This is a genomic window from Ilumatobacter sp. (assembly GCF_039969435.1).
Lineage (GTDB): Bacteria > Actinomycetota > Acidimicrobiia > Acidimicrobiales > Ilumatobacteraceae > Ilumatobacter_A.
This window is the reverse complement of record NZ_JBDVNU010000020.1, coordinates 1-8,425: the sequence shown is the minus strand read 5'-3', so window position 1 is coordinate 8,425 and position 8,425 is coordinate 1. Positions and strand designations below refer to the sequence as shown.

The 8,425-nt window shown below is 63.3% G+C and carries 9 protein-coding genes; 7 read left to right on the top strand and 2 right to left on the bottom strand.

Features of this window, described 5'->3' with window-relative positions:
• Positions 1 to 44: 44 nt before the first annotated feature.
• Both ABJK40_RS11170 and ABJK40_RS11165 read left to right on the top strand, forming a co-directional pair.
• Entirely contained in the window at positions 45 to 1,541 is a 1,497-nt protein-coding gene (locus ABJK40_RS11170; RefSeq protein WP_348480761.1) for an SDR family NAD(P)-dependent oxidoreductase, read from the top strand.
• Between the two features lie 192 nt (positions 1,542 to 1,733).
• Positions 1,734 to 2,507 (top strand): FkbM family methyltransferase, encoded by a 774-nt coding sequence (locus tag ABJK40_RS11165; protein ID WP_348480760.1) that lies wholly within the window; start codon positions 1,734 to 1,736, stop codon positions 2,505 to 2,507.
• Positions 2,508 to 2,738: 231 nt separating this feature from the next.
• Here ABJK40_RS11165 and ABJK40_RS11160 read toward each other — a convergent pair whose 3' ends face one another.
• Positions 2,739 to 3,119, bottom strand: a complete 381-nt coding sequence (locus ABJK40_RS11160) for a hypothetical protein (RefSeq protein ID WP_348480759.1) — start codon at positions 3,117 to 3,119, stop codon at positions 2,739 to 2,741.
• 282 nt (positions 3,120 to 3,401) lie between these two features.
• Between ABJK40_RS11160 and ABJK40_RS11155 the strand changes: the two genes are divergently transcribed.
• The 5 genes from ABJK40_RS11155 (at position 3,402) to ABJK40_RS11135 (ending at position 8,205) form a co-directional block, all read left to right on the top strand.
• Positions 3,402 to 3,536, top strand: a complete 135-nt coding sequence (locus ABJK40_RS11155; protein ID WP_348480758.1) for a hypothetical protein — start codon at positions 3,402 to 3,404, stop codon at positions 3,534 to 3,536.
• A complete protein-coding gene (locus ABJK40_RS11150; protein ID WP_348480757.1) occupies positions 3,533 to 4,717 on the top strand; it encodes a glycosyltransferase family 4 protein in 1,185 nt (394 codons plus the stop codon). The genes ABJK40_RS11155 and ABJK40_RS11150 overlap by 4 nt, the downstream gene beginning before the upstream one ends.
• Before the next feature lie 985 nt (positions 4,718 to 5,702).
• On the top strand, positions 5,703 to 7,370 hold the full coding sequence (locus tag ABJK40_RS11145) for an HAD-IIIC family phosphatase (RefSeq protein WP_348480756.1): 1,668 nt from the start codon (positions 5,703 to 5,705) through the stop codon (positions 7,368 to 7,370).
• Positions 7,367 to 7,609, top strand: a complete 243-nt coding sequence (locus tag ABJK40_RS11140; protein WP_348480755.1) for an acyl carrier protein — start codon at positions 7,367 to 7,369, stop codon at positions 7,607 to 7,609. The genes ABJK40_RS11145 and ABJK40_RS11140 overlap by 4 nt, the downstream gene beginning before the upstream one ends.
• Before the next feature lie 275 nt (positions 7,610 to 7,884).
• Complete coding sequence (locus tag ABJK40_RS11135; protein ID WP_348480754.1) at positions 7,885 to 8,205, top strand: DapH/DapD/GlmU-related protein; 321 nt, start codon at positions 7,885 to 7,887, stop codon at positions 8,203 to 8,205.
• A gap of 12 nt (positions 8,206 to 8,217) precedes the next feature.
• Here the strand turns inward: ABJK40_RS11135 and ABJK40_RS11130 are convergent.
• Positions 8,218 to 8,425, bottom strand: a 208-nt coding sequence (locus ABJK40_RS11130) for a hypothetical protein (RefSeq protein WP_348480753.1), incomplete at its 5' end; no start/stop codon positions are given.

Below are 8,425 nucleotides of genomic sequence, written 5' to 3'. Positions count from 1 at the left end.
TTCGACGGAGAGCTGTCGAGCGATGCGCTCGTAGGAGACGCTCAATGGACAACCGAGAGTCGATCGGCAGTCGCACGTTCGACGTCACCGACCAGGAGCAATTCGCATCGATGAGCGGCGACGTCAATCCGATGCATGTCGATCCTGTCGCAGCGCGCCGCACGATGTTCGGCCGACCCGTTGTGCACGGAGTACACGTCGTGTTGTGGGCGCTCGATGTGTGGTGCTCGGAGTTTCAGTCCTCGACCCTGGGCATCGCGAAGCTGACGGCCGACTTCGTCAAGCCGGTCTTCGTCGATGATGTCGTGGCCCTGTCGATCGTCGGCACCGATGACCGGACCGCCCGACTGAGGGTGACGATCGACGATGTGGTCGTGACGACGGTGCGTGTCGAACTCCATTCGGGGCAAGCGTCGACCCCTGGCAACGGGTGGGACGCGCTCGGCGCTCACCGCACGCCGAGCGGGCTGCGGTCACCTCGAGATCGTGACCTCGACGACCTTGCAGGCGACACGGGCACCGTGATTGCTCCCGGGCCACTCGACGGCTGGAACGAGCGATTCCCGGCACTGGCCGTGCGGCTCGGCCCGGATTGCGTCGCTGCCATCGCCGCACTGTCGACGATCGTGGGCATGGAGTGTCCTGGTCTCCACTCGTTGTTCGGCGGGTTCGCAGTTCGCCTGGCTTCTCGACCGGATCCAGACTGGGTGTCCGATGCGGGTGAGAGAGAAGTTCATCCGTCAGGAGTGGACTATCGGGTGTCACAGGTGAACGCGAAGTTCTCGACGGTGAAACTTGCGGTGCGCGGGCTGGTGCTCGACGGAGAGGTTCGGGCGTTCGTTCGGCCACGACCGACGGTTCAGCGGGCGACCGGGGAACTCAGCACGATGGTGCAGCCGCAGGAGTTCTGCGATGTGAACGCCTTGATCGTTGGAGGGTCGAGGGGCCTCGGCGAGGTCGCGGCCAAACTGATCGCGGCGGGCGGCGGCCACTCCACGCTGTCGTGGCATCGCGGTCGAGCAGAGGCCGAACGAGTGGTGGCCGATATTCGCGCGGCCGGCTTCGCCGCCGAATCGACACAGTTGGACGTGAACGATGTCGACGTCGAACTGCACCCCGACGTGCCGTACACACACCTGCTCTACTTCGCGAGTCCGCGCATCTCCGCCCGACGTCTGCGTCGGTTCGATCGGGACCTCTTCGATCGCTTGGTCGACGCCTACGTGGACGGCTTCTTGCGGATCGCAGATGCGGTGATCGCCCACTCGACGCAGCTCGTGGTGCTGTACCCCTCGAGCATCTACGTCACTGATGGCGGACCCGACTTCCTGGAGTATGCCGCCGCCAAGGCCGCCGGCGAAGTTGCTGCGGAGATGTGGGCAGCGGCCCACGGCGGAGCCGTCGTCCACATCGAACGCCTCGAAGCACTCGCAACGGACCAGACGGTTGCGTTGATCTCGGTCGGAGCGTCGGACGCTGCCGAGCCGGTGGTTCGGATGCTGCGTGCGATGCACGGCGTTGCAGCAGGTCAACAACACTAGGTGAGTAGTCCCAAGGGGTTCGCGCTCTCCGTGCAATGATCCGCCATCGAGCTCACGAGGGTGTCCAAGATCAGGGGCCCACACACAGCCTCTATCGAAGCCGGCGTTTCACTACACATGGACGGGAAGCACTAGGTTCGCATTTCCGAACTCGCGTGATCGGCATGAGTTCACGATTGGAGGACCAAGCTGGTGGATCCGCAGGCGTTGATCAAAAGGTGGCTTCGAAAGATCGGGGTGGAGGTTGGCAGAACGAACCCACAAGTGACACTTGAGTTGCTGCTTCCAAGATTGATGTTTGAGTTCGACGTGACGTGCCTCGCCGACGTCGGCGCAAACGACGGCCGGACTACGGCTGGTCTCCGTAAGGGTGGCTACAGCGGCGAAATCGTATCCTTCGAACCGGACCCCGCTGCCTTCTCGGTGCTCGCCAGCAGAGCTGCGACCGATCTTCTTTGGCGAACACACCAGACGGCGATCGGACGGGAAAGGAACGAGAAGTCGCTGATTCTTTCGGCCGGGCCGACACTTGGTTCGTTTCTTCCACCGGACGAGAATGCGATTCGCCACTGGAATTTCGTTTCTGAGCCCTTGAACTCGATAACGGTTCCGGTTCAACGGCTCGACTCAATCCTCCCGGAATTGGTCGATTTGTCCGTGCTGGACAGGATCTTCCTGAAGATGGATATTCAAGGGTGGGACCTCGAGGCCTTCGCTGGAGCGACAGGACTGTTGGAAAAGATCGTGATTATTCAGACAAACCTTTCGCTCAAAACGATCTATGATGGCCAGCCGACGTATCGGGAGCAGCTCGACGTCTTCGAAGCCGCAGGTTTCGAACCCGCTGGATTCTTTCCATGGCCCATCATGGATCACAACTGGGCCCTTATCGACGTACGTACTGTCTTCGTGAGACAGGGACTTCGTTCGAATTCGAAAGGTACTGACGTGAAATCGCTAGCGTGAGCGGACACTCCGATTGGCGCTACAACTGGGCTCAACCGATAGAACGTGCGCTAAAGCCCTCCTTCACGAGAAGCAGGCACGTGGTGTTCGAGGTGTCCGGCGGTCGCGCCGTACTGATGGACACCGCAGGGCCCGAGATGTTGACGCTGAATCGGCCGATCTCGTGACGCTCGGCCGTCGATCTCGTCGACCAATGCGCGGCACACTTCGAGTTCGTCTCCAGCGTGTCGGTCACGAATTGTTCGGCGAGGTCGTCGCCACTTCGGCATCGTTGCCGGATTGCACGCGACCTTTGGCGGCGATCTGTTTGCCCATCAACTCGACGGGACTCGCGTCGCCCGCACAATCAGCAGCGCTTCGCCAAACCGTGCGCACCCACGTCTCGACGCGCCTAACCATTGAGATGTCGACGTTCGTTCCCGGCGAGCGTGATCTCACCGGCAGGTCGGCCATGACGTTCCCTTGGATGCTGGCAGTGGCACCAGCAAGAACGCGAGCCGAACAGCAGAAATCCGGACTCAACAATGAATCGAGGCAACAACCGGAAACGGGCATCCGAGGAGCGGCTTCGGGATGGGAGCGTTGGCGCCGCAGCCGGATGCCGAGCGTCACGCTCAACGCGGTACTTGGCGATCGCCCGCCGAGAAGTCGCCTCCCGTGGGGACGCCAGCTGGCCAACTATGCTGCGACCGTGACCCCGACGATCGTGAGAGATGGGCTTCGTTGTGCGACGAGATCGTCGCCTTAGTGTGCGCCGACATCCAAGGTCCTGGTGGGCGATGACGGTCCGATCATGGCGCACATGATCGAGCCCGAGCCCGAGCCCGAGCACGTCAAACGGCGCCATGGTCATCGACGTGGACGTGTTGCGAACCGATTCGGGCATCGTGAGAGATGTTCGACTTGCACGCTGTCGCCACGCAGGCCGGATGGATCACCTCGATGCCCGGGCGCACCGATCCGATGACGGTTGCCTTCCTGATCGAGTGCACGTTGAGCGCAGCACGGCTGCAAGGCCGCTTCCCGTGAAGGTCATCGTGCTCACGCCCTTCTATCGACCCGGCGTCGGCGGCAGCGGCCAGCTCATCGACGACATCTCCCAGGCGCTTGCGCAACGTGGCGACGACGTTGCTGTGCTCACGTATTCCTTCGACATCGACGCCGAGGCCGATTTCGATACCCGGCAGCCGTTTCCGATCCATCGCATCGCCGCGTGGCACTGGCGCAGATCAGGATCGGCGCAATCAGCCGTTGCCCTGCTGCGGCTGTGCTTCACGTTCCGCCCCGATGTCATCGTGTGCGGTGCTGCGTTCCCTACGGCGCTGATAGCGATGGTCGCCCGGTTCACGTTCGGAACTCCTTACGTCGTGTACACCCACGGTGAGGACGTCTCGTTCCGATCATCGCAGCGGATCGCACCGCGACTCAGCGGCATGGCCCTGGCCCGGGCCGCCGCAGTGATTGCAAACAGCTCCTTCAGCGCTCAGCAGTCGAAATCGCTGATGCGGCGTCCGAGGCCGGTCGACGTCGTGCACCCGTGGATCGATGTCTCGGCATTCGCGCCAGCCGACGACGATCACGTCGACACGGTTCGAAGAAGGCACGGACTTGGGGGGCAGCGCCTGATCCTGACGGTCGCACGGATGGAACTCCGCAAAGGACACGACCGCGTCGTCCAGGCCCTGCCGGAGATCGCCGCGAGCTTTCCCGACGTCAGGTACATGATCATCGGCAAGGGCGACGCAGGCCGCATCATGGGAATCGCCGCCGAAGTCGGGGTCGCGGACCGGATGCTCATTCTCGACTACGTGTCGCCGGACGACCTCCCGGCGTACTATCGCCTTGCCGAGGTGTACACCATGGTTCCGCGCTGCGACCCCGACACCGGATTCGTCGAAGGGTTCGGGATGGTGTTCGTCGAGGCGGCAGCCGCTGGCCGGCCGACGGTCGCCAGCAGCGAAGGAGGTTGCCGCGACGCAGTCGTCGATGGAGAAACCGGACTCCTCGTTGACCCTGACGACGCCCACGCCGTCGCCGAGGCCGTGATTTGTCTCCTCGGCGACCCCGACCGTGCCGCACAGATGGGTGCCAGAGGTTTCGATCGGGCCAAGCAATTCTCGAGCGACCGCCAGCTGGCGCGGATTGCCGAACGGATCACGTCGGCCGTGGCGAACCGAAGGCAGTGGCGGGACCGGCTTCGGCGGTTTTGATGCAACGGGCTGCCCCTTACCTTGGTCGTAGGCCGTGAGGCAGACTTGCGGCTGACCGCTCGACACGGCGGGTAGGGCTTTGCGCCCCTGTCACTTCGATGGCCTCGGGGGGTGTTGCCGCTCGTCGTGTTCGGGTCCGGTTGACTTCTGACAGGAACATGCGCTTCAGGGCCGATTCGTAAGGTGGTTGACGGCAGCCAGGCCCGGAGTCGGACGGTCGAATCCAGACAGAGATCCGAGCCCAAGGAGGATGTGATGGAATCATCCGAGATCGGAGTGTTCGTTGCGCGGAGCTCGCGCACGAGGTCCTTAGCAAGTTCCTTGCGGGTGCGTTCCGCCGACGATGCGGGACGAATCGATCGGAGCAACGTGGACGCCGGCTTCGCAGTGATCGCGATTGCTGCGCCGCCGGGGGTCACGTCGAGCAGCACTACGCGCAGAACCTCTGTTGAACCAGACCGCCACCGGTCGCTGGCCGGGCGGCAAACCCTGGGAGAGCCAACCCGAAGGTTGCAGGCGCTTCACTAAACAACCCGACCAACGATCCACCAGACGCTACGAACCTGAACCCGCCGCGACCGGCACCTCACACACACGAGTCGGCGATTCACAATCTGATCTGAGGTCACGGTGGTGATTCCTTCGTGGGTCTCAGGATCCACCACGCGGGCTCACCTCACGGCGGAAGTGTCACCTCTGCACCTGGACAGGAGCACTAAGATTCACGCCTATGGCCGTGGATCAGATCCTCTCTGTTGACGCGGCACCGAAGGAGCTCCGTGAGGCGGTCGACTCCGCAATCGAAGCTGGTGACCAGGCGAGTGCACGGCTGATCCTCCAGCATTTGTGGGCGCACCACGGCGGTCCAGCTCAAGCGGGTTTCGTGACCGGTCGGTGGCGACGCGCGGCCGACTCGCGCGTTCCAGCCCGGCCGTTCCAGCTGACGGTCCTCAGGTCATTCACGCTCGAACCCGTTGTTCCCATCGTGCGCGCCGGCGGTCTGCTCACCGGGCTCGACGTCGACGTCACCGTCGCGGACTTCAACACGTACGCTCGGGACATCCTCGATTCGGAGAGCACGCTGTACGGAGCAGCGGCTCCGGACGCGGTGGTGCTGGCGGTGCACACCCGCGACGTCGCACCAGCACTGTGGTCCGGCACCGCAACCGACTCCGAGAGCCGACGGCTCGTTGCCGACGAGACCGTCGACGGCCTCTGTGGGCTGGTGAGAGCGTTCCGCGAGCGATCCTCCGTCCCTCTGATCGTCCACGGGCTCGAAACGCCGGGTGACCTGTCGTTGGGGGTCGCAGATCGGCGCGAGCAATTCGGTCAGCATGCAGCGGTCGAACACGTGAACCGTGAACTGGAGTCTGTGACGGGTGAGATGACCGACGTCCACTTCCTGGATTGGAACGCGTTGGTGGCGTCGGTAGGGCGACGCGAGTTCTGCGATGAGCGCAAATGGAACAGCATGCGGATGCCGCTCGGAGCCGCTGCACTGACTGCCGTCGCCCAAGGATGGCTTCGGATCCTTCATCCGGTCTCGGGGCGACTCGCCAAGGCGATCGTCGTCGATCTCGACAACACGATGTGGGGCGGAGTGCTGGGGGAGGAGGGGCTCGATCGGCTCGCGTTGGACTCAGAAGGGCCTGGAGCCGCATTCATCGATCTCCAGCGCACGCTGCGAGAGCTACGCGAACGCGGGGTTCTGCTTGCGATCTCGAGCAAGAACGATCACGATGACGCCCTTGCAGCGATCGACGGACATCCTGAGATGCTTCTGCGCAGCGACGACTTCCATGCAACTCGCATCGGTTGGATGGACAAGGCGACCGGGCTGCGCGACATCGCAGCGGAGTTGAACATCGGTCTCGATGCACTGGCATTCCTCGACGACAATCCCGCCGAGCGGCTTCTCATCGCGACAGAACTTCCCGAGGTGGCCGTGCTCTCCGTCACGACCGATCCGTGCAGTATGGCCGCGGCCGTACGCGGCTGCCCGCTGTTCGAACGTCTCGAGCTGACTCCCGAAGATCGACAGCGGTCGGACTACTACGTGCGCGAGCGAAAACGCTCACAGAGCCAGGCAGGGGCGACGAGTCTCGAGGGATACCTGCGGTCATTGGGTACCGAGGTGCAGGTGGCACCCGCCGAGCAATGGGAACTCGCTCGCGTCGCGCAGTTGACGCAGAAGACGAATCAGTTCAACATGACGACCCGTCGCTACAGCGAGCAGCAGATCATCGAACTCGCCGAGCACCCGGCGTGGTCGGTCTATGCCTTGAGCGCATCGGACCGCTTCGGTGATCACGGACTCGTCGCAACGGCGCTCGTCGAACAGCTGCCTGATCGATGGCGGATCGACACCCTCCTGATGAGCTGCCGAGTGATCGGGAGAGACGTCGAGGCGGCACTGCTCCAGTCGATCAGCAAAGCGGCGCGTGCCGCAGAGGTCACCGAACTCGTCGGCGAATTCGTACCGACGGCGAAGAACCTGCCTGCGCGCGGCTTCTACGGGCGCCACGGCTTCTCCGAACGCATCTCCTCGTCCGACGTCGAAACCTGGGTACTCGACGTCGGTTCGACGACGATCGATCTGCCGGAATGGCTCACGCTCGTGCGAGACTCGCCACTTTCCGAAGGAGCAACATGACCGATGAGACGACCGACCTGATCCTGACGCTGGTGTCGGAAGCGCTCGACGTCGATCCGGCCGAGTTGGACACGGATGCCGAGCTCGCCGACGTCGAGGGATGGGACTCACTGCGCCAACTCAACGTCATGATCGCCATCGAGGAATCGACCGGTGTGGCCATGGAGCCGGACGACCTGCGGGAGATGACGACGCTGGGGCGAATCGCGCAGCTCGTCGTTGCGCGACAGGGTCGTTGACCAGAGCGATGTCGGGCGCCGCTCGTCCATCCCTCTCGTCGACGCTCCAAAGAGTCCGTATCATTCTCGTGGACGAACTCTTGCCGATCAGACCGTGGACGCGATCCACCTCCTGGCTGATCGGGCTGCTCCCGTCGATCGCATTCATCAGAGCGCGAACTCGTCTGCTGGGGTTCGTCGGATGGAATATCAGTCCCGATGCTGCGCTCTTCGGTGTGCCTCGGCTCTACGGCGCCGGACGGATTCAGACCCGCTTGACGATCGGACCGCGAGCCATGCTCAACGTGGATTGCACGCTGGAGCTCAACGACTGCGTCACGATCGGCGCCGATGCCGCACTGGGTCACGGCGTCATGGTCCTCACGAGTTCCCACGACCTGGGCAGACATACGCGGCGTGCCGGGCGACTCCACCGTCGACCGGTGACGATCGGTGCCGGCGCGTGGATCGGAGCAAACAGCGTGATCCTGCCAGGCGTCACGGTGGGCGATGGTGCGGTCGTGATGTCGAACTCTGTGGTGAACGACGATGTTCCGGCCGACTCGTTGGTGGCCGGAGCGCCGGCGACGATCGTCGTCAGGCGGCTACCGAAGTGACCGACCCGCCTGTCACGGCCTGACGATCAGGTTGTCCCAGTGCCAGGTGAACGTGATGTTGCTCGGTTGTTCCTTCGTCGGTGTGTAGTTGTGGTCTTCGAAGATGACTCGGGCGTTGCGTGGGAAGGTGCCGGGTACTTGGCGGACGTATGTGGATGTTCCTTGGTCGATGCGGACCTCGATGGTTCCGTTGCCGAGGTCGGTGATGCAGTGTTGCCGG